The organism is Amycolatopsis sp. NPDC051061, assembly GCF_040682935.1.
In the GTDB taxonomy this organism is placed as follows: domain Bacteria; phylum Actinomycetota; class Actinomycetes; order Mycobacteriales; family Pseudonocardiaceae; genus Amycolatopsis.
This window is the reverse complement of record NZ_JBFBBZ010000002.1, coordinates 90,770-114,883: the sequence shown is the minus strand read 5'-3', so window position 1 is coordinate 114,883 and position 24,114 is coordinate 90,770. Positions and strand designations below refer to the sequence as shown.

Sequence of the window (24,114 nt, the reverse complement as noted above, 5' to 3'; positions counted from 1 at the left end):
GTGGCCCGGCTGGCGGGATGCCGGGTCACCGAGTTCTCCCGGACCTTGAACATCGCCATCGTGGGGTTCCAGGGCGAGGACGTCGAAAAGCGCCTCCACGCGCAGTGCCCGTTCCGCGTGACGCACCGCGAACAGATCCTGTTCGGCTCGGTCGACATGCGCTACCGGGACACCGGCGACCCGGAGACGGCGTTCGACGAGTACCGGACGAAGTACGACCGCCAAGCCCGGCAGCTGACCGGGATGGTCGCGGAGCACGAATGCCGCGTCGAGGCGGCGGCCCTGGGCACCGCCGGGACGCTGTCGGTGCGGCTGTCCGGCCCGATCCTGATCGAGGTCTTCCCGGCGTGCGCGGGGCGCGACGTCGAGCAGTGGCGGCTGTTCGACTGGCACACCGACAACCACGTCGTCTTCCCGGACTCCGCGGACCGCTAGCGCAAAACCATCGCCGAGACGTCCACCGGTTTCGCCAGGACTCCCGTCTTCAGCAGCAGGTCCGGCACGCGCTGCAGCTGCCGCGCGTCCAAAGTGGACTTCACCGTCAGCAGTCCGGTGTTCGCGGCGGTGTCCGCGTCGATCTTCGCGTACTTCACCATCAGCGGCTCGATCTTCTTGCGGTCCGCCGCCGCGTCCCGCGTCGCCGCCGCCATCGCGCGCTGGAACGCCGTCACCGCACCGGGGGAAGCCGAGGCGAACGAGCCCAAGGTGCCGTAGCCGGCGGTCGGGAAGTCCACTGTGGACCCCGTGCCGGTGTCGGCCACCAGCACCGCGCCCGCCGACCGCGACGCCTGCGTGATGAACGGCTCGGTCAGGAAGCCCGCGTCGATGTCGCCGTTCTTCAGTGCCGCCACCGTGTTCGGCAGGGGCAGCGGGACCCACTTGATGCCCGAGGCGTCGACGTGGTTGTCGGCCAGCACGGACTTCGTCAGCGTGTCGGCGATCGTGTTCGGTGCCGAGATACCGATCCGCTTGCCCGCCAGGTCGGCCACCGAACGGATGCCGGACGCCGGCAGCGCGACCACGCCCGTCGACCGCGGGCCGGCCGACGACGCGTCCGCCACCAGCCGGATGTCCGCCGTTCCCTTGCTGCGCGCCACGAAGAACGGCGTGTAGCTCGAATACGCGATGTCGGCTTCGCCGCTGACCAGTTTCGTCAGCGACGCCTGCCCTGTCGCGGCTTCGGTCGTCGAAACGTCGAGGCCTTCGCGTTCGAAGTACCCGCCGTCCTTCGCCAGCCAAAACGGCGCGGTGTCGATGGTGGACATCATCGACACGCGCAGCTTTTCCCGCGCCACGGGGGGAGGCGACGAGCCGCTCAGCGCCGAACAACCGGTCAACAGCAACGCCAGAAGTACCGCCAGTGCCGCCCTCGCCATGGTCCCCCCTGCGGTCGGTCAGCTCCTGGTCTTGGTCTCCGTCACGTCCGAGGCATGCTCGGCCAGGTCCCATTCCGCGGCGTCGGAAGCGGCCGTGGCCGACGCAGTGGGCTCTTCCGGAGAAACAGTGCCGCCGCTCAGCAGCCGCGCCACTTCGCTGCGCAACGTCACGAACTGCGCCGACTCGCGCGTGGTGATCTGGTTGCGCTCCGCGGGCAGGCCGACCGGCAGGTCCGCCACGATCGACGCCGGCGACTTCGACAGCACCAGCACCCGGTCGGACAGGTACACGCTCTCGTCGATGTCGTGCGTGACGACGAGGATCGTGCTGCCCTGCTCGCGCTGCACGCGGCGGGTCAGGTCCTCGAGCTCGAACCGCGTCTGCGCGTCGACCGACGCGAACGGCTCGTCCATCAGCAGCAGCGAAGGGCGGCTGGCCAGCGCGCGGGCGAGCGACACCCGCTGCTGCATGCCGCCGGAGAGCTGCCACGGGTACTTCCCGCCGACCGCGGACAGGCCGACCTGCTCCAGCGCCTCGGCCGCCCGCTTCCGCCGCTCGGCCCTCGAAATCGGCCGCCAGCGCAGCGGGAACTCGACGTTCTTCTGCACCGAAAGCCAGGGGAACAGCGAACGGCTGTAGTCCTGGAACACGACGGCGAGGTCGTCCGGCACACCGTCGACGCGGTCGCCGTGCAGGCTGACCGTGCCCTCGGTCGGCGGGGTCAGCCCGGCGATGCAGCGCAGCAGCGTCGACTTCCCGCAGCCCGACGGGCCGACGATGCTGGCCAGCTGCCCGGCTTCGACGGTGAACGACAGCGCGTTCACCGCGATGTGCGCCTTGGCGCCGGTGCCGTACCGGTGACTGAGGCCGGAAACTTCGAGCATGGTGGACATGGGGAGAGGCCTTTCCAGCGTCAGTCGCGGCCGAGGCGGGTCGGCTGCCAGGCCAGCACCCGCCGTTCCGCGACCAGGAAGATCGTGTTGAAGACGTAGCCGAGGATGCCCAGCAGCACCAGCCAGGACCACATGATGGGGAAGTCGAAGTCCTGCTGGGCGTTCAGCAGCGACCGGCCGATCCCGTTGTACGCGCCGACCAGTTCGGACACGACCATCAGCAGCAGCGAGATCGACAAGCTCACCCGCAGGCCGGCGAAGATCTTCGGGGCCGCGGCCGGCAGGACGACCAGGCCGACCCAGTACCGGCGGGGCGTGCGGAACGACCGCGCCGTCTCCACCTTCACCTGGTCGACCGAGCGGACGCCGTCGACCGCGTTGAGCAGCACCGGCCAGATCGCGCCGAAGATGATCGACCCGATCTGCATGCCCGAGCTCAGCCCGAACAGCACCGCGAACACCGGGATCAGCGTGGGCGGCGGGATCGAGCGGAAGAACGCGAACAGCGGGCCGACGTAGTCCATCGCCTTGGCGGACCGGCCGACCAGCAGCCCGAGCACGATGGCCACGATGGCCGCCAGTCCCCAGCCGCCGAGCATCCGGCCGAGGCTGGGGAAGACGTTGTCGAAGACGGCGTCGGTGAGGAAGAGGTGCGACGCGGGACCGGTGAACCACAGCTTCGCCGCGGCGACGGCGATCTCCGTCGGCGGCGGGAAGAACTTGCTGCCGCCCGCGCGGGCGGCGAACTCCCAGACGACGACGAGGATCGCGAAGAGCAGCCAGTTGCGGACGACGGCGGCGGCGCCGCGGGCGGCCCGGCGGCCCACCCGGCCGGAAAGAGTTGCCGCGGTCACGCGATCGCCTCCCGGTCGACGCTGCTCCAGCGGAACAGCCGCTTGCCCAGTTGTTCGAGCCCTTCGTTGATGAGGTAGCCGAGCACCCCGGCGACCACGGTACCGGCCAGCACCAGGTCGAACCGGATCGAACCGGTGCTGGCGACCAGGATGAAGCTGCCGAGACCGACTTGGGAGCCGGCCAGGAACTCGACGCTCACGACGGCGATCAGGGAGATGGTCGCCGACAGCCGGACGCCGGTGAAGACGAACGGCGCGGTCTGCGGCAGCGCGACCGAAGACAGGATGCGGAACCGGCTGGTTCCGCACGCCCGCGCGGTCTCCATCAGCACCGGGTCGATCTCCCCCATGCCGTAGATGGTGTTGAACATGATCGGCCACAGCGAGGCGTACACCGCGAGGCTGATCTTCGCGTCGGGGCCGGAGCCGATCACCAGCAGCACCAGCGGCACGAGCGCGGTGACCGGGATCGGGCGGAGGAATTCGACGATCGCGGCGGTGGCGGTGCGCAGCACCGGGACGCTGCCGAGCAGCAGCCCGCCGGGCACGCCGATGACGATGGCGATGGCGACCGCGATCAGCCAGGCCAGCATCGTCGCGATGATGTCGCGAATGAATTCGGGGTCGCCCAGCAGGTCGCCGACGGTGACCAGGACGACGCTCGGCGGCGGGGTGAACGTCTTACTGACCAGGCCGACCTGGACGACGACCTCCCAGAACAGGAGGAAGCCGACCAGGCCGGCCAGGCCGCGGAGCAGTTTCTTCACGTTAGCTGGTCGCCTGCGGGGCGATCATCGGCGCGGCATCGACCTTGCTGGTGATGACGCCCATCTGCAGCAGCAGGTCGGGCACCCGCTGCAGGCGCCGGGCGTCCAGAGTGGAGCCGTAACCGGGCAGCGTGAGCAGCTTGGCCGTGTCTTCGTCGATCTTGGCGTACTTGACCAGCAGCGGCTCGACCTTCGAGCGGTCGTTGATCGCGTCGCTGGTGGCCTTCTTCATGGCGCGCTGGAAGGCCGCGAGGGTCTTCGGGTTCGACTGGACCCACTTCGTGGTCGCGCCGTAGCCGGTCAGCGGGAAGTCCTGGCTGGCGCCGGTGTTGATGTCGATGACCGGCGTCGCACCGACGGTTTTCGCCGACTGCGAGAGCATCGGCTCCGGCATGTAGGCCGCGTCCACTTGGTTGTCCTTCAGCGCCGCCGCCATGTTCGGCAGCGGAACCAGTGTCCACTTGACCGTGCTGAAGTCGACGCCGTGGTCCTTCATGACGGACTTGGTGAGGATGTCGGACGCGGTGTTCATCGCCGTGATCGCGATCCGCTTGCCGGCCAGGTCGTTGACCGTCTTCACGTTCGAGGACGGCACGGTGACGATCGCGTTGCTCTTCGCGTTCACCGACGTGCCGTCGGCGACGAGCTGGACGTCCGCGGCGCCCTTGCTCTTGGCGACGAAGAACGGCGTGTAGGTCGAGAGGGCGATGTCGGCTTCGCCGGAGAGCGCTTTCGTCATCGACTCCTGGCCGCTCTTGGCGACGACCTGCTCGACCTCGAGGCCCTCGGACTTGAAGTAGCCACCGTCCAAGGCCAGCCAGAACGGCGCGAGGTCCGTGGTCGGCATGATCGAGACCTTGATCTTCGACTTCTCCAGGCCGCCCCCGTTCGACGCGGTGCTCGAGTCGTCCGAGCCGAGCGCGCTGCAGCCGGTGAGGGCTGTGGCCGCTGCGACGGTGAGGGCGAGCCCGAGCGCGGCGCGGCGAGTGCGAACCCGGCCACTGCTCATGGCGTTTCCAAGCAAGGCCTGCTCCTTGGTGAAGAAAGTGACGGTTGGTGGACCGATTCCCGGGGAAGTAGGTAACTCATTCTCGGGAGTACGCGGGTCACTGTAGAGAAGGTGACAGCTCGCTCACAACGGGTGGGATCAATACCCAAGAGGGTGGCGCACGTCACTCTTTCGGCCTCTGGTCTAGACCCACTGCTCCACTCGCCGTAGCCGTTCACCCAGCGTAGGGCCTAGTTCCGAAATAACGGATCACCAGCTGTGTGTCGGCTGAGCGAACGCTGTGCAACATCGTGCACGAAGCGTCGGGAGGGTTACATCTTCTCCGGGCGTTCGCTACCCTCTGCACCTGCGGGGAGGTATCAACCTCCGATGTAGTGAGAGAGAGTGCCTGGATGGCCGATCAAGTCGATCCTCGGTTTACCAGGGCACGCTGTGCTTTTCCTGAGAGATTCTCCCCCGCGGAGACCACCGCCCGGCCGGGCTCAGCCGCCGTGCCGGCGGGCTAGGCCGACCAACCGACCGATGCAGAACCAGCGCAGGGACCGGACCGTGATGCTCCAGCTGAACCGATTCCGCCCGACCGGGCGGGGTTCAGGAACCCCCGTCGAAGACGATCTTTTCACCCGTACGGGTAGCGTCTCGCGCTGGGCTCCTGCCGATCGGCCGATGAGCCGGAGCGCCGGGAGCGTGCTGACGAGTGGCTGAGGAGAACGCGATGCGCCCTGGCGGGCGCTGGACCGACCAGGGTTTCACGAGCACGAACGATGATGGTGGTGCGGCGGTGCCGAACGAAGACGCCGCGGGGGTAGGAGGGACCCCCGCGCAGTCGCCCGGAGATGCTCCGGGCCGGAAGGCCGGGTTGTTCTCCGGCATGCGCGACTGGAGGGTGCGGTCCAAGCTGGCCGCGATCCTCCTGATCCCGACGTTGACGGCGCTCGTGCTCGGCACGCTGCGCGTGGTCGACGACGCCCAGCAGGCGACGGAGTTCCAGCACACCGCCGACCAGGTCGCGTTCGCGGTCAAGGTCACCACGGTGGTGCACGAGCTGCAGAACGAGCGGTCGCTGGCCGTCGCGCGGATCTCGTCGGCGAACCCGCTCCTGCAGACCGGGCTCGACTCGCAGATCGCCAAGGTCGACCGCGAGGTCACCGACCTGCGCAACGCGGCGGCGGGCCTGAGCTACGACGACCAGGGGACCAAGGACCGCTACGCCCGCGGTATCCAGCGCCTCGACGCGCTGCGCCCGCTGCGGGCGGCGTTCAACACCGCGAACGGCCTGCCCGACATCACGGTGATGACCGCTTACTCCGGCGTCCTGGACGCACTGATCGAGCTCGGCCGTGAGGTGACCACGGCGGTCACCGACCGGGACGTGCTGCGCCTCGGCACGAGCACGCAGGCGATCAGCGAGGCCAAGGAGTTCACCACCCGCTCCGACGCCGAGCTGCAGATCGCCGCGTACCGCGGCAGCTTCCCCGGTGACCTCCTGGACCAGACGCGCGCGTCGGCGTCCAGTGCGGACGCCTCGGTCGCGGCCTTCCTCGCGAACGCCGACGACGACCAGCGCCAGCTCTACAACGACACCTACTCCGGCCCGGAGGTCGACGACCGCCGCCGGATCCTGACCGCGGGGTTCTCCTTCGCCCAGCTGGGTGAGGCACCGAGCATCGACCCCGCGGCGCTCGGCAAGGACAGCACCGTGTCGGCGGACAAGCTGCACGCCGTCGAGTCGAACCTGCTGGCCCAGCTCAAGACCCGCGCCGACGACCTCGCCACGGCGGCGGTCAACTCGGCCTGGGTCGGCGGTGCCATCGTGCTCGCCGCGCTGGCGGCCGCGATCGCGCTGATGCTCGTCGTCGCCCGCCTGATGCTGCGCCCGCTGCGGGTGCTGCGGAAGAGCGCGCTGGACGTCGCCTACACCCGGCTGCCCGAGACCGTGCAGGCGATCCTCGACGACCCCGACCCCGTCGGTGCCTCGAGGCGGGCCGTCCAGCCGGTCCCCGTCAACACCCGCGACGAGATCGGCGAGGTCGCGCGCTCGTTCGACATCGTCCACGAACAAGCCGTCAAGATGGCCGCCGAGCAGGCCCTCCTGCGCGAGAACGTCAACGGCATCTTCGTGAACCTCTCCCGGCGGTCGCAGCGGCTGGTGGAACGCCAGCTCGGCGTCATCGACCGCCTCGAGGCCGACGAGCAGGACCCGGACCACTTGGCGAGCCTGTTCGAGCTCGACCACCTGGCCACCCGGCTGCGGCGCAACGGTGAGTCCCTGCTGGTGCTCTCCGGCGCCGGCCTGGCCAAGTCCGTGCCCAAGCCGGTGCCCGCCGCCGACGTCATCGGCGCCGCGGTGTCCGAGATCGAGCAGTACGCCCGGATCGAGGTCGGCATCGTGCCCGACGTCGCGGTCCAGGGCCTGGCGATCCACGACCTCGTGCACGTCCTCGCGGAGCTGCTCGACAACGCGACCTACTTCTCCGAGCCGGAGACGAAGGTCATCGTGCGGGCGGTCGTCACCCGCCGGAAGGCCCTCGCCATCCAGGTCACCGACCACGGTGTCGGCATGAGCGACGAGCGGCTGGCCGAGGTCAACGCGCGGCTCGCCGAGCCGCCGGACCTGGACGTGTCGGTGACCCGCCGGATGGGCCTGTACGTGGTCTCGCGGCTGGCCAAGCGCCACGGCATCGAGGTCCGGCTGCGCGAGAACGAGGACATCGAAGGTGGCGTGATCGCCCGCGTCGTCGTCCCGGCCGAGCTGCTCACGCACCTCCGCCCGGGCATGGCGCGGCAGACCCCGCTGCCGGCGAACCGGTCCGAGACGTCGATGTCGATGCCGAGCATCCCGATCCCGTCGGCCCGCTCGGACTTCGACCAGACGCAGTCCCACACGCCGATCCCGCCTTCGGCACCGCCGCCCCCGGCCCCGCCGGCGCACGAGCCGGTGGCGAACCAGGGCGGGCTGGTCCCGCTCGACCAGCCGATCAGCCTGGACGACCTGGTCAGCGGCGGCCGCGCGGCGGGCCCGTTCCTGTCGCCCGAGCTGCCGAAGCCCGACGTGCCGGCCTGGCCGACCGCCGAGGACCTGGCGCCGCTCACGCCGTCGACGAACGGCGAGGGCGCCAGCTCCAGGGCGGCCGACACGCAGTTCGCGCCGCTGGTCCTGCCGAAGCGCGAGCCGAAGTACGTCCCGCCGGAGGAGCCACCACCACCCCCTCCGCGCGTGGAGGAGGTCGGTTCGTCGGCCCTCGAGGACGATGTACCCACCCGGCGGCTGCCCATCTACCAGTCGGTGCTGTCACGCTGGTTCAGTGAAGGCGACGACTCGTCGGCCGACCCGGTGCCGGCGCAGAGCGAGGGTGAAGACCCGAACCTCCCGCCGCTCACCGGCTCCGACGAGCCGGTGGCGGAGCGGACCGTCGTCGCCGAGCCGGTCAGCCGGCGCCCGGAGCGCGAGCCGGTCACCCGGCACCGCGAGCGCGAGCCGGTCACCCGGCACCAGGAGCGCGAGCCGGTCACCCGGCACCAGGAGCGCGAGCCGGTCGACGAGCTGCAGCCGACCGCGGCGACCCGGCACCCGCTCCTCCCGCCCGACGACGGCTGGCACAGCGCCTCCGACGACGGCTGGCAGAAGGCGCAGTCGCTGCTGGAGGCCAAGAACGAGGAGATCACCACGGCCGGGCTGCCCAAGCGCGTCCCGAACGCCTACCTGGTGCCGGGGTCGATCAACAGTCCTTCGTCCGACGGACCGGCGCAGAACAACTTCGCGGACAACACCGCGGGCATGCCCGGAACGGGTGCGATCACCCGCTCGGCGTCCGCGGCGCGGAGCAGGATGGCAAGCTTCCAGCGGGGCTACACCTCGGGACGGCATGCGTTGAAGGAGCTCCCGGCCGAAGAACAGCTGGAAAGCAGCAGGGTTCCGGGGCGTGGCAACACCACAGACAGCAGTGAGGAGCGAAAGTGACACGGGCGGGTGCAATGCAGCCGGGTGGCTCCGCGCAGCCGAACGGCCAGGCGCATGCCAAGGCGAGCAATGCCGGCAGCTTCGCGTGGCTGATCACGGATTTCGTGCACCGGGTGCCCGGCGCGGCCCACGCGGTCGTGGTGTCGGCCGACGGCCTGCTCCTCGCGGCTTCGCGAGGCTTGCCGAAGGACCGGGCGGACCAGCTGGCCGCGGTGGCGTCGGGGCTCACGAGCCTCGCGCGTGGCGCGGCCAAGGTGTTCGAAGGCGGCACGGTGGCGCAGACCGTGGTCGAGATGGCCAACGGTTTCCTCTTCCTCATGCAGGTTTCCGACGGTTCCTGTCTTGCGGTGCTGGGTTCGCCGGAGAGCGACATCGGCCTGGTCGTCTACGAGATGACCTTGCTGGTGGAGCGGGTCGGTCAGCAGCTGACACCGGAGATGCGGGCCCAGCTGCAGGGCTCGGCAGTCCGCCGCTGAGGACCCGGGAACCGAGGAGAGAGCCGTGGACGACGGGCGCTTGAGGGGCGATGGCCGGCTCGGTGACGACTTCTCCGGCGGGTGGTCCGAACACTCGGACGACGGCCGGGAGGACTGGCAGTCGTTCCGGGAACGGGTCGACCGCGAATGGCGGTCACGCCGGGTGCAGGCGTCCGACAACGACCCTGTGCGGGAACCACCGAACTGGCTGACCGACAGCAACGCCGGTCAGGAGCCGATCCGGCCGATCCAGCCCGGGAGCGGCGAATACCGCGACCGGCTGCTGGGCGGCCCGGGAGCGGAGCTGTTCGGCGGGTCGAGCGGGCCGTTGTACGACGCGCACGACTTCGCCGCGTACAGCAACGATCGCGACTACTCGTCGGGGCCGGACTCCGGTGAGCTGGCCGCGGCGCTGCCGCGGCAGGCCCACCAGGAGTACGTCGACGAGCCGGCGCCGACCGAGATGGAGACTTCGGGCCTGGTCCGGCCGTACTTCCGGACCCGGGGCCGGACGAAGGCGACCCTCGACCTGGCGATCGAGGCGCTGATCTCGACCAGCGAACAGGGCCGGATGCTCGACCGGGTCCGGGTACCCGAGCACCGGTCGATCTGCGACCTGTGCCTCGACACCCGGTCGGTGGCCGAGGTGGCGGCGCTGTTGCGGCTGCCGCTCGGCGTGGTGCGGGTGTTGATTGGTGACGTGGCGGGTCTCGGGCTGGTGCTGGTGCACTCCAGCAGCCAGACCGTGGGTGACCGGCCGAGTATCGAGTTCATGGAAAGGGTGCTCAGTGGGCTTCGGAGAATTTGACTCCGACGCGAACGCGCCGCAGGTGACGGGTCCGACCTCGTCGGCCAAGATCGTGGTCGCCGGCGGGTTCGGTTCGGGGAAGACAACGATGGTCGGGGCGATCTCGGAGATCGACCCGCTGACCACCGAGGCCATGATGACCGAGGCGAGCGTCGGGCACGACGACACCACGGCCACGCCGAACAAGACCACCACCACCGTGGCGATGGACTTCGGGCGCATCTCGCTGGACTCGGACCTGGTGCTGTACGTCTTCGGCACCCCTGGTCAGCACCGGTTCTGGTTCATGTGGGACGACCTCGCGGTCGGTGCCATCGGGGCAGTCGTGCTGGTGGACACGCGGCGGCTCGCCGACGCGTTCCCGTCGATCGACTTCTTCGAGAACCGGAAGCTGCCCTACGTCGTGGCCATCAACTGCTTCGACCGGCTTCTGCACCACCAGATCGAGGACGTGCGGCACGCGCTCACCATCGCGCCGTCGGTCCCGATCATGGCGTGCGACGCGCGTGAGCGCGACTCCGCCAAGCAGGTGCTGATCTCCGTCGTCCAGCACGCGATCGCGCACGATTCGGCGTTGCGCGCGGGCTGAGGGTGCTGATCCGACCAAAAGCAGGCCGACCCCGAGTGGCAGGTAACCGTTGCTACGAGAGCCGTTCGGCCGTGACTGTGGTCGGATCAGCACCGACCGGCGCAGTATGACGCCCCGAACCGGATGCGGCCGTTGGAGTGAACTCCGCGTGCTTCACCCACTTCGGGGAGTCCTGCCGCCGTCCGGAGCACGAAGCGGTCGCCGCGATTCGGTAACGTCGAGGGTGGCGTCGCCCGTGCGGCCGCCCGTCCACCGGGCTGACCTGCGCGGACACCCCGCCACCGCGGGCCGCGGGGTGAGTTCCGTCCGCGCGGCCCGGACCGGGTCGACGCGGAGCGGAGTCGCGCGCACACGTAGGGTGCGCAGCGGTCGGCCGGTGGTCGGCTCGACACCGCCGGCGGGGCGCATACGCTTGACCTCGGCGTCGTCGACCGGCCGTGCCGGCCACTCCGGGGTGCGGCGTGCGGCGCCGCGGGAACGAGGAGGGGCAGTAGTGACGGCTTCCGGCCAGCAGCAGGGCACTTTCAGCTGGCTCATCACGGACTTCGTGCGCCGGGTGCCCGGTGCCGCGCACGCCGTTCTGGTGTCCGCCGACGGGCTGCTCCTGGCGCCGTCCGAAGGGCTGCCGCAGGAACGCGCCGAGCAGCTGTCCGCGGTCGCGTCCGGGCTGATCAGCCTGACGTTCGGGGCCGCGCGCTGCTTCGAAGCGGGCGGTGTCAACCAGACCGTGGTGGAGATGGAGCGCGGTTACTTGTTCCTGATGTCCGTTTCGGACGGTTCGTCGCTGGCGGTGCTGGCCGCGCCGACGTGCGACATCGGCACGGTCGCCTACGAGATGACGCTGCTCGTCGAGCGGGTCGGCCAGCAGATCACCCCCGAGCTGCGCGCCCAGCTGCAGGGCGGCGTGCGTGGTTAGTGATCCGGCCAAAAGCAGGCCGGCCCCCAAGCGGAACGCAACCGTTGCCGCCAAGTCTTCCGGCCGTGACTGTGGCCGGATCAGTAACGACCGGCACAGTAGGACACGATGAGGATTTCGGGATTCGACGATCCGGACTCCAGCGGCTGGGACGCACTGCACCGCGGTACCGAGCGCGAGGGTTTCGATTCGCCCAGCAAGTTCGACATGTCGACGCTGTCGACGATCATGCCCAAGCGCAAGCCGGCGCGGCCGCAGCCGGATCCGCAGGGTTACACGGACGAGGACACCCGCGAGTGGGGTTCGCCGTCCGATCCCGCCAACTTCGACGAGGGCTACGACCAGGGCTACGACCCCGCCGAGCCGGAGTGGCAGGACGAAGAGACCTACGAGCCGGAGCCCCCGCCGCTCGAGCCGGCGTGGACGCCCCCGCGCGGCGCGCGCCCGCCGGCCCCGCCACGGCAGCCGATGCCCCCGCGGCCCCCGGCCCCGCCGGCGCCCCGGCCGCCGGCGCCGAGGCCCCCGGTGTCCAGACCCCAGGCGGCGCCCCCGCCTTCGTGGGCCCCGCCGATCGACCCGAGGACCGGCTGGACGCCCCCGCCGGACCCGGAGACCCGCTGGATCCCGCAGCCGGAGCCGTGGGAGCAGCCGGCGGCCCGCGTCCTGAGCCCGGCACCGGTCGCTTCGGTGGGCTCCCGGGTGCGCCCGTACACGCGGACCGGCGGTCGCACGCGGTCCGATCACAACCTGGCGCTGGAGGCCCTGGTCTCGACGTCCGACGACGGGCGCCGGTATCGCGGCGTCCGATCGGTCGAGCACCGCCGGATCTGCGACCTGTGCCTGGACACGCGATCGGTGGCCGAGATCGCCGCCCACCTGCGGCTGCCGCTGGGCGTGGTGAAGGTCCTGGTCGGCGACATGTCCGACATCGGGCTGGTGCTGATCCACCAGACGGAGCTGATCCTCGGGGACCGCTCGTCCCGCGAGTTCATGGAACGCGTCCTCGCCGGCCTGCGGGCCCTCTAGCCGCGTTCCTCCTCGACCAGTGCGGCCGAGGTGATCCGGTGCAGCGAGTACCGCTCGTTGTCGGCGCCTTCGAGGATCCCGCCGCCGACGCGCACGGGCCGCACGACCCGCTGGCTGGCGGTCCCGCGCGAGTCGACGAACCCGATCCAGACCTCACGGCGTTCCAGCGTTGCCCGAGACAGCAGCTCCAGCGTCGCCGACGTGTCCGCCCCGCCGCCGACCGGCGCCCGCACCGCGGACCCCCGGCGTCGAGCGGACGCGGCGTCGCCGGCCCGCAGGTTCGAGACGATCCGGGCCGCCTGGTCGGACGTCAGCACGGCCTGTTCACCCGGGCTCCGGCGGGCGGCCCGGGCCTTCGCCGGCAGCCGCCGTCCGCCGGGCCGGATGTCGACGACCCGGCCGTCCGGGCCTTCCGCCGCCGGGGCGAACCCCGCCGCGCGCAGGCCCGCCAAGACTTCGTGCAGCGGGTCCGGGCTGATCACGACCGTCGGCGCGATCAGCCGGAGGTCGAGGTCCGCCGCGACCGGGTGGGCGAGCACCTCCGTCAGCAACGCCTCGTCGTCGCACCGCAGGAACGACGCCGCGACGCCGCCGCGCAGCCGGCCGTGCCGCCGGGCGACGTCGTCGATCAGGTAGCTCAGGCCCTGCGGCACCGGCGTCGCCGACTTCTTCTTGAACAGCGCGTGCAGCTCGTCCGCGGTCCGGCCGGTGTCCAGCGCCCGCCGCACCGACCCTTCGGTGATCCGGTAGACCGTGGCGTGCCCGGCCGACTCGACGTTCGCCACGGCGGCGATCTCCGCGGCCAGTTCGGGCTCCAGCGGGCCGGGGGCGACGACCGTCAGGTCGGCCTGCAGCAGCACGTGGTCCACCGGCGCCGGCAGCGCGTCCAGGATCGCCTCGACCGCGCCCGGCCGGTCGTCGGCGAGCAGCGCCCGCGTCGCCGTCGTGAGGCCGCCGAGCCCGACGATCCCCAGCGCCGACGCCTCGGACATCGTCCAGCGGACGGTCTCGTCCCGCAGCCGCCCGCCGCGGCGCGGGGCCCGCCAGGCCAGCACCGCGACGAACTCGTCGACGCTCTTCACCCCGGCGCCCCGGGGCAGGTCGGCCAGCGCGGCCAGGATCCGCCGCCGCGCGACCGGCGCCAGCGGGCGGCGCAGGTCCTCCGACAGCGGCGCGATCGGCTTGTCCTTGGCGTCGCGCCCGCCGGCCATCCCCGGCAGCCGCGGCAGCTCCAGCCACGCCTGGGCCAGCGTCATCCACCGCTGCGCGGTCGGCGACGCGAGCCACGAATCGGTGAGCGTCGTCGGCACCCACTCGGGCGCGGTCGCCTCGCTGTCCGCGACGAGCCCGGCGCCCACGGCGAGCTCGGCCAGCAGGATCGCCTGCGCCTCGTCGATCTCGAGGTCCTTGGCCAGCTTCTTCAGCTCACGCACGCCGAGGCCACCCGACTTGAGCACCGGCGGTGGCGCCGCGGACCACGCGCGGAGCAGGGATTCGGTGTGGCGCAGGAATTCCATCGCCTCGCCGGCCGCGGCCTCGTCCAAAGTGGACGGCTGGTGCGGGTGGAGCGGCAGCTCGGGCTCGGTGAGCGCGCCCGGGGCGAAGACCCCGCCGCGCACCGCGATGCCGAGCTCGCGCGGCAGCTCGACGGTCTGGTCGTCGCGCCGCAGCAGCAGCCCGCGGGCGAGCAGCTTCTGCACCGGTGTCCCGGCCTTCTCGAGCGTCAGGTCGAGCCCGGCGTCGCGGGTGCGGCCGATCGGCGGGCCCGCGGCGAGGGCGTTGAGCACGCCGCGCTCGTCGTCGGACAGCTCCGCGAGCCGCGCCTCGAGGTCTTCGCCGGCAAGCGACGGCGACGACGCGCCCAGCCCGGCCGGGAACGGCCCGAGCGCCTCCCGGACCGAGGGCGGCACGCGCAACGCGTCGTCCGGGCCCCAGGCCAGCGCCCGCGCGCGCAGCCGGGCCAGTGGCGCGGCGAGGTCGGCGCCGAGGAGGTCCGCGACCTCGTGGACCGGCACCGGGTCACGGTCCGCGCCGGCCAGCAGGCAAGCCTCGAGCACGGCCAGGGTGAGCGTGTCGAGGTCTTCGCAGGCGCGCGCGACCGAGCCCGGCGTGCCGGCGCGGGTGGCCAGCACCGTGCTGTCGGAGGGCGGGGGCGTGGACAGGTCGCGCCGCGTGCGGAGCAGCTCTTCGAGAGCGGCGTCGGACTCCGCGCGCAGCCAGTCCGCCAAGGAGGTCGCGGGCATAGAAGGCCAGGGTACCGGGCGGTTGCGACAGGCTGCCCGGGCTCAGGCAGACTGACGTGGCACGGAACCGAGTACGGCTGTGGAGGACGTTGTGGCCAAGGGTGAGAAGAAGCACAAGGGCGTCGACCCGACCTGGCCGGGCGAGGACGGCGAGCACCCCGTGACCGAGCTGTCGTCGGACCGCCAGGGTGCGCTGTCGCCGTTCGGCGACCTCACGTTCCCGCTCGACACGGTGCCCTACGTGCACCCCGAGACCGAGATCAACCGCTGACCCCGGTCGACCCCCGACCCCAAGCAGGCCGCCTCGGAGCGGCGGGTAACCATTGCTACGAAGCCATGCGGCCGTGACTGTGGCCGGGGTGGCAACCAGCGACAGAGTTACTGGTCAGTACCGGTATCGGGGCCTCGTGAGGGCGGTCACGGGAGTAGGTTCGCTCCCGTCCCACCCGACCTTTCCCACGCGGGGGTAAGCACCATGCCGGTTCCCGGTCCCGGATATTCGATCACCGTCCGGGTGGAGGCCCCGGCTTCGTCCACCGCGGCCGGTGACCTCACCACCGCCGTCGGGCGGGTCGGCGGCGTCCTGACCGCGTTCGACGTCGTCGAGTCCCACTCCGACTCGATCGTGGTCGACATCAGCGCCAACGCGCTGTCGGAGAACCACGCGAACGACATCACCCAGACGCTCGACTCGCTGCCCGGTGTCAAGGTCCGCAAGGTCTCCGACCGGACGTTCCTGATCCACCTCGGCGGCAAGATCGAGGTCACGCCGAAGGTCGCGCTCCGCAACCGTGACGACCTCTCCCGCGCCTACACGCCGGGCGTCGCCCGCGTCTGCCAGGCGATCGCCGCGAACCCCGAAGACGCGCGCCGCCTGACCATCAAGCGCAACACCGTCGCCGTCGTGACCGACGGGTCCGCGGTGCTGGGCCTGGGCAACATCGGCCCGGCCGCCGCGCTGCCGGTGATGGAGGGCAAGGCGGCGCTGTTCAAGAAGTTCGCCGACGTCGACGCCTGGCCGGTCTGCCTGGACACCCAGGACACCGAGGACATCATCAAGATCGTCAAGGCGATCGCGCCGGTGTACGCCGGGATCAACCTCGAGGACATCGCCGCGCCGCGCTGCTTCGAGATCGAGAAGCGGCTGCGCGAGCAGCTCGACATCCCGGTGTTCCACGACGACCAGCACGGCACCGCGATCGTGGTCGTCGCCGCGCTGCGCAACGCCCTGCGCGTGGTCAAGAAGAACATCGAGGACTGCAAGATCGTGGTCAGCGGCGTCGGCGCGGCCGGCTCGGCGATCATCCGGCTGCTGCTGCGCAAGAACCCGGGAGACATCGTCGCCGCGGACATCGACGGCATCGTCCACCCCGCGCGCGGCAACCTCGACGACAACCTGGCGTGGATCGCGTCGCACACCAACAAGCAGCAGGTCAGCGGCACCCTGCACGAAGCGCTTTCCGGCGCGGACGTGTTCATCGGCGTCTCGGCGCCCAACCTGTTCGGCGCCGAGCAGGTGGCGACGATGACGTCCGACGCGGTGGTCTTCGCGCTGGCCAACCCGGACCCGGAGATCGACCCGCTGGAGGCCCAGAAGCACGCGGCCGTCGTCGCGACCGGCCGCAGCGACTTCCCGAACCAGATCAACAACGTGCTGGCGTTCCCGGGCGTCTTCCGCGGCCTGCTCGACGCGAACGCCCACAACATCGACGACGACATGCTGCTCGCGGCGGCCGACGCGATCGCCGACGTCGTCGACAACGGCAAGCTCAACGCGTCGTTCATCGTGCCGAGCGTGTTCGACAACGCCGTGGCGCCCGCGGTCGCCGAGGCCGTGCGGAAGGCCGTGCGCGCCGAGCGCTGAGTCGTCGGTTCGGCGGACCGGGAATCGTTCTTTCGACGGACGACCGGAGACCCGGCGGCGTCCTAGGCTGGATCCCGACACGTTTGGGGGAAGCCTGATGCGGAGGACTTTGCTGGTCGCGGCGGTGGCCGTCGTGGTGGCGTCCGTGATGCCGGGGGTGGCGCAGGCGGCGCCGGACGCGCTGGAGTGGGGTGCGTGCCCGGCGGACGTCACGGCGCCGGGCCTGGAGTGCACGACGCTCGACGTCCCGCTGGACTACCGGAAACCCGGCGGACGGCAGATCGAGGTCGCGGTCTCGCGCCTGAAGAGCGCGGACCCGGCGCACCGCCGCGGGGTGCTGCTGACCAACCCGGGCGGGCCCGGCGGGCCGGGCCTGGACCTGCCGGCGGCGCTCGCGCAGATCGGGTGGCCGAAGAGCGTGCTGGACACCTACGACGTCATCGGGTTCGACCCGCGCGGCGTCGGCCACAGCACCCCGGTGACGTGCGACCTGACACCGGCGCAGCTGCGGAGCAACGTCCCGCCGTACGCGCTGGGGCCGGCGGACGTCATGGCGCAGGCCGAGTACGCGAAGGGCGTCGCGCGGCAGTGCGGCGCGTCGCGGACGGCGTCGATGCTGCCGTACATCACGACGGCGAACACGGCCCGCGACATGGACCGGATCCGCGCGGCGCTGGGCGAGCCGAAGCTGTCGTACTACGGGGTTTCCTACGGCACGTACCTCGGCGCGGTGTACACGACGCTGTTCCCGGAGCGCAGCGACCGGATCGTGCTGGACAGCAACCTGGCACCGGGCGGCCTCGACGTCACCGCGTCGCGGTTGCTGGCCCAAGGTTTCGACGACCGCTTCCCGGACTTCGCGGCGTTCGCCGTCGCGCACCCGGAGTTCGGCCTCGGCCGGACGCCGTCCGAGGTCAGGGCCAAGTACTTCGACATCGCCCGGCGACTGGACGCCCAGCCGAACCCGCAAGGTGTCGACGGCAAGCTGTTCCGTCAGGTCACGTTCGGGATGCTCTACTACGACGCGACGCTGCCGTACCTGGCCTCGGCGTGGCACGCGCTCGACACCGGGGCGCCGATTTCGCAGCCGCCGGGCGGAACGGTCCCGGACCCGGACAACCTGCTGTCGAGCCAGCTGCACGTGGTCTGCGGCGACTCGGACTGGCCGGAATCGGTGTGGACGTACCAGAGGAACGTGGCGATCGACCGCATCCGCCACCCGATGTTCGGCCCGGCGGCGGCCAACGTCTGGCCGTGCGCGTTCTGGCCGTCCGAGCCGGCCGAACCCCAGGTCCGCATCGGCGACCGAGGTCCATCGGACATCCTGATGCTGCAGAACCTCCGCGACCCGGCAACCCCGCTGGCGGGCGCGCGCCGGCTGCGGGAGGCATTCGGCAACCGCGCCCGGATGGTGACCGCCGACCAAGGCGGCCACGGGACGTACTTGTTCGGGTCCAATGCCTGCGCGAACAACGCGGCAACGGCGTTCTTGACCTCGGGAGTCCGGCCATTCCGGGATACGGCGTGCGCGGCGGAGCCGGCGCAACCCGTTCCAGCGGCGGCATCGGCGGCGTTCGCGGGCCGCGTGTTCTGAGCCTCGGCGGCTCGGCCCAGTGGTCCTGCACCGAGCCGCGTTCGCCGGCTGGTCTTCCGGTGGACCATCATCGCCGGTGACGATGACCGGCCCGCCGTTCCCACCCCGCCCGCGGTGGCGGCCACACCCTCCGCTGCCGCCGGAAGTAGCCTCGGCGTGTGAGTGAACTCAGCCACGTCGACGAGACCGGTGCCGCCCGGATGGTCGACGTCTCCGGCAAGACCGCCACCGCGCGCACCGCGCTCGCGGCCGGCACCGTGCGGACCACCGCCGAGGTGCTCCGGCTGCTGGCCACCGACGGCCTCCCCAAGGGCGACGCCCTGGCCACCGCCCGCATCGCCGGGATCATGGGCGCCAAGCGGGTGCCCGAGCTGATTCCGCTCTGCCACCAGATCGCGCTGTCCGGGGTCAAGGTCGAGTTCACCCTCGGCCAGGCCGAGGTCGGGATCCGCGCGACCGCGAAGACCACCGACGTCACCGGCGTCGAGATGGAAGCGCTGACCGCGGTGGCCGTGGCCGGGCTCACGCTGCACGACATGATCAAGGCCGTCGATCCGGCGGCGACGCTGGACGACGTCCGCCTGCTCCGCAAGGACGGCGGCAAGACCGGGACCTGGGAGCGGCCGTGAAGCGCACCGCACGCGTGATCGTGGCGTCCAACCGCGCCGCGAAGGGCGTCTACGAAGACAAGACGGGCCCGGTGATCGTCGCCTGGCTGGCCGGACGCGGGTACGACGTGCCGGCGCCGGTCGTCGTCGAGGACGGCGACCCGGTGGGCGTCGCGCTGCGGGCCGCGCTGGCCGACGGCGTCGCCGTGGTGCTCACCACCGGCGGCACCGGCATCTCGCCGACCGACCGCACCCCGGACGTCACGCGCGCGCTCCTGGACCACGAGCTGCCGGGCGTCGCGGACGCGATCCGCGCGGCCGGGCTGCCGAAGGTCCCGACGGCGGTGCTCTCGCGCGGCCTCGCGGGTGTCGCGGGGCGGACTCTGGTCGTGAACCTGCCGGGCTCCAGCGGCGGCGTGAAGGACGGCCTCGGCGTGCTCGACGGCATCCTGGACCACGCGGTCGACCAGCTGGCCGGCGGCGACCACCCGCGTCCCGTTGCGGCCGCGCCTTCCGTACGCGTCGCGCGGGCGCTGGTGACCGAGGAAACGCTGTCGGTCGAGGAGCACGCTCGCCTGGTCGAGGACGACGCCGCGGGCGCGGTGGTGACCTTCGCCGGGGTGGTCCGCGACCACGACGGCGGCAAGGGCGTGCGCGACCTGACGTACGAGGGCCACCCGAGCGCGAGCCAGGTGATCGCGGACGTGGTCGCGGAGCTGGCGACGCGCTGGATCGGCGTCCGGGCGGTGGCGGTGAGCCACCGCGTCGGTCACCTGACGATCGGCGACGTCGCGCTGGCGTGCGCGGTGGCGGCGGAGCACCGCGGCCAGGCGTTCTCGGCGTGTTCGGACCTGGTGGACGAGGTGAAGGCGCGGCTGCCGGTCTGGAAGCACCAGCACTTCACCGACGGCACGGACGAGTGGGTCAACTCGCCGTGATCCGGAAGACGGCGACGCGCTCGGCAGCCGCGGCGAACTCGTCTTCGCTCCCGCCGCTGACCAGGCCCAGCCGGACGAACATCGGCACCCCGTGCGGCACCTCGCGCGGGAAGGCACGCATGACCCTCGCGCGGACGTCGGGGTCGGTGACCTCGTCGAGCGTCACGGCTTGTTTGCGACGTCCGTGGGCGAGCTCGCCCCGGCCCGCGGCACGGACGTTGCGCGCCCAATCGCCGTGGGGAACGCCGGCGATGACGTAGCGCCGGCCGTCGACGGTCAGCGGAGAGACCGGCGTGGGCCGCGGGGCGCCCGACCGGCGGCCGGGGACGGTCAGGACGTGGATGGTGCCGAGGCGCAGCCCCAGCCGCGTCAGCAGGCGGACGAGCCGGTTGGCGGGGCGGAGCCAGCGAGGCAGGGTTTGACGGGTCACCACGACGGCAATCCTTTCGATTATCGAAGTATCCGCCGTCACGGTAGACTCCTTCGAGTGTCGAAGCAATCTCTGGTCACGGAGGCGACCCAAGCCGCGGCGGCCTCCGGCGCGGCGAGCGACGTGGTGGACGAAGCCGCGGCGTCGGCGTTCGGGGTGAACCGGACGGACCTGCGCATCATCGGCCTGATCGCGGCGGCGGGAACGCTGACGGCGGGGCAGCTGGCCACGCGGGCGCACCTGAGCCCGGCGGCGACGACAACGGCGATCCAGCGGCTGACGCACGCGGGCCACCTGACCCGCCGGACGGCGACGGACGATCGCCGCCGGGCGGTGGTGGAGCTGACCCCGGAGGCGGCAAGGCTGCTGGAGGACGTCTACGCACCGATCGAGCGGGCCGGCCGGGCGATTTTGGAGGACTACTCGGCGGAGCAGCTGGCGCTGGTGGTCGAGGTGCTGCGCCGGGGCGAGCGGATGCAGCTGGAGGAGGCGGAGAGGATCCGCGGGCTCTGAGGGGGCGTGAGGGGGCCGGCAGACGGGCCGACGCGTGGAGGGCTCACCGGGCGACCGGCTCGCGCTCACGGGTCACGTGGGCGGCTGCACGGGGCTGAGGGGTCGCGGTGGGCGGCTGCTCAGGGCAGCTCGCGCCTGAGGGTCGCGGCGGCGGTGCGCGGGGCGGCTCGCGTCTGGGGGGTCGCGGCGGCGGCTCGCGATCACGGGAGGCAGCCCGTACCGGTGCTTCGCGGCGTACCCGGCGCGGACCTCGGCCGCCCACTGGATACACGCGAGCCCTCCACCGCCCGGGGGATTGGCGGTGGAGGGCTCGTGGTGTCACGGCTCGAGGCCGGACCTACGCATCACTGCGCGATCGTCACTTGGTGGCGATCTTCTGGCCGACGAGGATCAGGTCCGCGTTCGGGATGTACTTCGCGTTCAGGTCCTGCAGCTTCTGGTAGCCGCCCTGGACGTTGAACTGCTTGGCGATCTTGGACAGCGAGTCGCCCGCCACGACGGTGTAGTCACCGGCCGGGTTGGAGCTGGCCACACCGGTCGCCGCCGGAGCCGCGGCCGCCTTCTTCGGGGCGGTCGTGGTCTTCTTCGTCGGCGTCGACTGCTTGGTGGTCGTCTTGTGGGTGGCCTTCGGGGCCGACGAACCGCCGCCGCCCTTCTTGCCACAGACCGGCCACGCGCCGATGCCCTGACCCTGCAGGACGCGCTCGGCGACGGCGATCTGCTGCTCGCGCGAAGCGTTCGCCGCGCTGCCGGTGCCGCCGTAGGCCTTCCACGTGCTCTGCGAGAACTGCAGGCCGCCGTAGTAGCCGTTGCCGGTGTTGGTGTTCCAGTTGCCGCTGCTCTCACACTGCGCGACGGCGTCCCAGTTGGTCGCCGACGCGGGGGTCGCGGCGATAGCGAGGGGCGCGCCGACCGCAATGCCCGCGATGGCGACGCGAGCGACGGTGCGGGTGGCAGCGGACATCTTGCGGTGCTTGCCTCGGTAAGACATCTGAATGTATCTCGCTCCCTGCGCCTACGAGTCTGTGCTGAGGGTCAGGATCGGGGTCCTGGCGCCGGCCGTCTCAGGCCGGCAGGCGAGTCCGACGCACGGCGCGTCTTCTTCGTCCCCTCGTCCCTGTCCGGAAATGCTTTCGCTCGGGGTATGGGTCCGGGGATCCGTTGGACAGGGCTAGGCGCTACGGATTCCCGGTGTTGCGTGACTGGTCGGGGCCAGCCGATTAGCGACGGTACGTAACGAGAGCCGTGATCGGAAATTATTCGAGGCGTGACCTACGTCACAGTAACAGCACGCAACCCGTGTCGATGCGGTTGTTTGTGCAGGTCAGCGGGCCGTTATCTGCCCGTTTCCTTGTCGAGATAAAACACGGATCGTGAGGCTTGCATCACGTGTTTTGCGTGGCGAATGGACCGTTCGCGACGTCGTGGTGGCGATTGAAGCGCGCATCTTATGACCAGTGGCAGAAGCACGCCAGACTTGACAACTTCGCCTCACGTGCCCCTTGAGTCACTCTGGCCCCACCTCTTCGTGGGGTTTGAAGTCACACCTGGAGCGACTCCGGACGGCGTCGACGCCCAGCTGGGACCACGCACCGCGACGGACCAGGCGAAACAGGTCACCGGATGGCGTGGCGGCGGGACGCGATCAGCTTCTCGCGAACACCCGGATCCGGTGACGTGCCACGCCGAGGGCTCGGAGCGACGTCGCCGAGCGGTCGGCGGCGGCGCCCGAGCGGTCGTCCGTATATAGAGAGGACGAACTCGCGCCCCCCGGCCGGACGGCTCACGTACCCGGAGGGTCGGCTCGCGTGCCTGGAGGGTCGGCTCGCGTGATGGGAAGGTCGGCTCGCGTGATCAGCGGGTCGACACGACGAAGCGCGCAGGCCCGGGTCGTGTCGACCCTTCAAACACGCGTGTCGACCCCTCGATCACGCGAGTTGACCTCTAAATCACGCGACACGCCGGTGTCAGCCGCCGGCGAAGGGCGGGAGGACGTCCAGTTCGGCGCCGTCCACCAGGGGGCGGGTGAGATCCCGCACCGCGAAGCCGTCGAGCAGGTAGCTGGCGGCGTCCAGGACCCGCGGCAGCCCGGCGGGGTGGAGCCGGCGCAGCTCGGCCACGGCGTCCGACACGCGAGCGCCGGCCGGCAGCTGCACCTTCTCCTCTTCCGCGCCCGCCGCGGCCCGCGCCGAGGCGAAGTACTTCACCACGATCGTCAAGGTGGTCATCTCAGCCGCCGATCGCGCTCATCGGCCGGATCGGCTGCGCGAACCCGGCGTCGTTGATCTCGTGTCCCGCGAGCTTGCCCCACATCGTGGCGCGCCAGGCGTCGGCAATTTCTTCATCACGCGCGCCCGCGCGCGCGAGGGAGCGCAGATCCGTCTCGTCGTTGCTGAAGAGGCAGGAGCGCACCGCGCCGTCCGCGGTCAGCCGCGTCCGCTCGCACGCCGCGCAGAACGGCCGGGTCACCGACGCGATCACGCCGACGTCGCCGGGTCCGCCGTCGACCAGCCAGCGCTCGGCCGGCGCGCCGCCCCGGGCCACCGGGAACGGCGTCAAAGAGAAGGAGGTGCCCAGCATCTCCAGGATCTCGGCCGCGGTGATCATCTCGCCGCGGTTCCAGCCGTGCTGGGCGTCCAGCGGCATCTGCTCGATGAACCGCAGGTGGTAGCCCTCGTCGAGGCAGAACTTCAGCAGCGGCACGGCTTCGGTGTCGTTGAGCCCGCGGATCAGCACGGCGTTGACCTTGACCGGCGTCATCCCGGCGTCCCGCGCGGCCGCGAGGCCCGCGACCACGTGCGACAGCCGGTCGCGCCGGGTGATGGTCACGAACGTCTCGGGGTCGACGGTGTCGAGCGAGACGTTGATCCGGTTCAGCCCGGCCGCCGCGAGGCCGGCCGCGCGCTTGGCGAGCCCGATCCCGTTGGTGGTCATGGACAGCCGCGGCCGCGGCGACAGGGCCGTGACCCGCGCGATGATGTCCTCGAGCCCGGGCCGCAGCAGCGGTTCGCCGCCGGTGAGCCGGATGTCGGTGACGCCGAGCTGCTCGACGGCGATCCGCATGAGCCGGACCAGCTCGTCGTCGGTCAGCACCTGCTCGCCCGGCATCCAGTCGAGGCCCTCCGCGGGCATGCAGTAGGTGCAGCGCAGGTTGCACCGATCCGTGAGGGAAACCCGGAGATCGGTGGCCACCCGGCCGAAGGTGTCGATGAGTTGCGGGTTCTCGGGCCTGGGCACGCGAGATGACC

Annotated in this window: 23 protein-coding genes; 13 read left to right on the top strand and 10 right to left on the bottom strand. The window is 71.3% G+C overall.

The annotated features are described in order from the left end of the window. Nucleotides 1-435, top strand: coding sequence for a hypothetical protein (locus AB0N03_RS03260; protein WP_364364574.1), 435 nt, complete (start codon nucleotides 1-3; stop codon nucleotides 433-435). On the opposite strand, the gene AB0N03_RS03255 is transcribed toward AB0N03_RS03260, so the two are convergent. Genes AB0N03_RS03255 through AB0N03_RS03235 form a run of 5 tightly spaced genes read right to left on the bottom strand, consistent with a single transcriptional unit; the run spans nucleotide 432 to nucleotide 4,900 of the window. Then, on the bottom strand, nucleotides 432-1,376 hold the full coding sequence (locus AB0N03_RS03255) for an ABC transporter substrate-binding protein (RefSeq protein ID WP_364364571.1): 945 nt from the start codon (nucleotides 1,374-1,376) through the stop codon (nucleotides 432-434). The genes AB0N03_RS03260 and AB0N03_RS03255 overlap by 4 nt on opposite strands. A gap of 18 nt (nucleotides 1,377-1,394) precedes the next feature. After that, entirely contained in the window at nucleotides 1,395-2,270 is an 876-nt protein-coding gene (locus AB0N03_RS03250; protein ID WP_364364568.1) for an ABC transporter ATP-binding protein, read from the bottom strand. A 20-nt stretch (nucleotides 2,271-2,290) separates the two neighbouring features. Next, on the bottom strand, nucleotides 2,291-3,124 hold the full coding sequence (locus AB0N03_RS03245) for an ABC transporter permease (RefSeq protein WP_364364566.1): 834 nt from the start codon (nucleotides 3,122-3,124) through the stop codon (nucleotides 2,291-2,293). Beyond that, the gene (locus AB0N03_RS03240; protein WP_364364563.1) at nucleotides 3,121-3,891 is read right to left on the bottom strand and encodes an ABC transporter permease; all 771 of its coding nucleotides are present in this window, start codon (nucleotides 3,889-3,891) and stop codon (nucleotides 3,121-3,123) included. The genes AB0N03_RS03245 and AB0N03_RS03240 overlap by 4 nt, the downstream gene beginning before the upstream one ends. Before the next feature lies 1 nt (nucleotide 3,892). Beyond that, the gene (locus tag AB0N03_RS03235) at nucleotides 3,893-4,900 is read right to left on the bottom strand and encodes an ABC transporter substrate-binding protein (protein ID WP_364364560.1); all 1,008 of its coding nucleotides are present in this window, start codon (nucleotides 4,898-4,900) and stop codon (nucleotides 3,893-3,895) included. A gap of 715 nt (nucleotides 4,901-5,615) precedes the next feature. On the opposite strand from AB0N03_RS03235, the gene AB0N03_RS03230 reads away from it, so the two are divergent. From AB0N03_RS03230 to AB0N03_RS03205, 6 genes are all read left to right on the top strand, one after another. Further along, nucleotides 5,616-8,861 carry a nitrate- and nitrite sensing domain-containing protein gene (locus tag AB0N03_RS03230; protein WP_364364557.1) on the top strand — a complete coding sequence of 1,082 codons (3,246 nt, stop codon included), beginning with the start codon at nucleotides 5,616-5,618 and terminating at the stop codon, nucleotides 8,859-8,861. A gap of 14 nt (nucleotides 8,862-8,875) precedes the next feature. Further along, entirely contained in the window at nucleotides 8,876-9,337 is a 462-nt protein-coding gene (locus AB0N03_RS03225) for a roadblock/LC7 domain-containing protein (RefSeq protein WP_364365342.1), read from the top strand. Between the two features lie 25 nt (nucleotides 9,338-9,362). Next, nucleotides 9,363-10,145: a DUF742 domain-containing protein gene (locus tag AB0N03_RS03220; RefSeq protein WP_364364554.1), complete on the top strand. Its 783-nt coding sequence runs from the start codon at nucleotides 9,363-9,365 to the stop codon at nucleotides 10,143-10,145. Continuing rightward, on the top strand, nucleotides 10,126-10,734 hold the full coding sequence (locus AB0N03_RS03215; protein WP_155540652.1) for an ATP/GTP-binding protein: 609 nt from the start codon (nucleotides 10,126-10,128) through the stop codon (nucleotides 10,732-10,734). The genes AB0N03_RS03220 and AB0N03_RS03215 overlap by 20 nt, the downstream gene beginning before the upstream one ends. Before the next feature lie 493 nt (nucleotides 10,735-11,227). Beyond that, entirely contained in the window at nucleotides 11,228-11,650 is a 423-nt protein-coding gene (locus AB0N03_RS03210; protein WP_364364552.1) for a roadblock/LC7 domain-containing protein, read from the top strand. A 108-nt stretch (nucleotides 11,651-11,758) separates the two neighbouring features. Further along, a complete protein-coding gene (locus AB0N03_RS03205) occupies nucleotides 11,759-12,676 on the top strand; it encodes a DUF742 domain-containing protein (RefSeq protein ID WP_364364550.1) in 918 nt (305 codons plus the stop codon). Here the strand turns inward: AB0N03_RS03205 and AB0N03_RS03200 are convergent. Then, on the bottom strand, nucleotides 12,673-14,919 hold the full coding sequence (locus AB0N03_RS03200) for a helicase-associated domain-containing protein (protein WP_364364548.1): 2,247 nt from the start codon (nucleotides 14,917-14,919) through the stop codon (nucleotides 12,673-12,675). The two genes, AB0N03_RS03205 and AB0N03_RS03200, sit on opposite strands and share 4 nt — an antisense overlap. Nucleotides 14,920-15,010: 91 nt before the next feature. Between AB0N03_RS03200 and AB0N03_RS03195 the strand changes: the two genes are divergently transcribed. The 5 genes from AB0N03_RS03195 to AB0N03_RS03175 all read left to right on the top strand — a co-directional run bounded on the left by AB0N03_RS03195 (nucleotide 15,011) and on the right by AB0N03_RS03175 (nucleotide 19,923). After that, nucleotides 15,011-15,190 (top strand): hypothetical protein, encoded by a 180-nt coding sequence (locus AB0N03_RS03195; RefSeq protein ID WP_364364546.1) that lies wholly within the window; start codon nucleotides 15,011-15,013, stop codon nucleotides 15,188-15,190. A 204-nt stretch (nucleotides 15,191-15,394) separates the two neighbouring features. Further along, nucleotides 15,395-16,783: an NAD-dependent malic enzyme gene (locus tag AB0N03_RS03190; protein WP_364364543.1), complete on the top strand. Its 1,389-nt coding sequence runs from the start codon at nucleotides 15,395-15,397 to the stop codon at nucleotides 16,781-16,783. Nucleotides 16,784-16,880: 97 nt separating this feature from the next. Continuing rightward, nucleotides 16,881-18,377: an alpha/beta hydrolase gene (locus AB0N03_RS03185; protein ID WP_364364540.1), complete on the top strand. Its 1,497-nt coding sequence runs from the start codon at nucleotides 16,881-16,883 to the stop codon at nucleotides 18,375-18,377. 158 nt (nucleotides 18,378-18,535) lie between these two features. Then, nucleotides 18,536-19,006, top strand: a complete 471-nt coding sequence (gene moaC / locus AB0N03_RS03180; RefSeq protein WP_364364538.1) for a cyclic pyranopterin monophosphate synthase MoaC — start codon at nucleotides 18,536-18,538, stop codon at nucleotides 19,004-19,006. Beyond that, nucleotides 19,003-19,923, top strand: coding sequence for a molybdenum cofactor biosynthesis protein MoaE (locus AB0N03_RS03175; protein ID WP_364364536.1), 921 nt, complete (start codon nucleotides 19,003-19,005; stop codon nucleotides 19,921-19,923). The genes moaC and AB0N03_RS03175 overlap by 4 nt, the downstream gene beginning before the upstream one ends. Here the strand turns inward: AB0N03_RS03175 and AB0N03_RS03170 are convergent. After that, nucleotides 19,910-20,356 (bottom strand): nitroreductase family deazaflavin-dependent oxidoreductase, encoded by a 447-nt coding sequence (locus AB0N03_RS03170; protein WP_364364534.1) that lies wholly within the window; start codon nucleotides 20,354-20,356, stop codon nucleotides 19,910-19,912. The genes AB0N03_RS03175 and AB0N03_RS03170 overlap by 14 nt on opposite strands. Before the next feature lie 54 nt (nucleotides 20,357-20,410). Here AB0N03_RS03170 and AB0N03_RS03165 point away from each other — a divergent pair, with 54 nt between their 5' ends. Continuing rightward, nucleotides 20,411-20,866: a MarR family transcriptional regulator gene (locus AB0N03_RS03165; RefSeq protein WP_364364532.1), complete on the top strand. Its 456-nt coding sequence runs from the start codon at nucleotides 20,411-20,413 to the stop codon at nucleotides 20,864-20,866. 358 nt (nucleotides 20,867-21,224) lie between these two features. On the opposite strand, the gene AB0N03_RS03160 is transcribed toward AB0N03_RS03165, so the two are convergent. The 3 genes from AB0N03_RS03160 to moaA form a co-directional block, all read right to left on the bottom strand. Then, nucleotides 21,225-21,857, bottom strand: a complete 633-nt coding sequence (locus tag AB0N03_RS03160) for a transglycosylase family protein (RefSeq protein WP_364364530.1) — start codon at nucleotides 21,855-21,857, stop codon at nucleotides 21,225-21,227. A gap of 976 nt (nucleotides 21,858-22,833) precedes the next feature. Beyond that, nucleotides 22,834-23,094 (bottom strand): MoaD/ThiS family protein, encoded by a 261-nt coding sequence (locus AB0N03_RS03155; protein ID WP_364364528.1) that lies wholly within the window; start codon nucleotides 23,092-23,094, stop codon nucleotides 22,834-22,836. A 1-nt stretch (nucleotide 23,095) separates the two neighbouring features. Next, entirely contained in the window at nucleotides 23,096-24,103 is a 1,008-nt protein-coding gene (gene moaA / locus AB0N03_RS03150) for a GTP 3',8-cyclase MoaA (RefSeq protein ID WP_364364525.1), read from the bottom strand. Nucleotides 24,104-24,114: the final 11 nt, after the last annotated feature.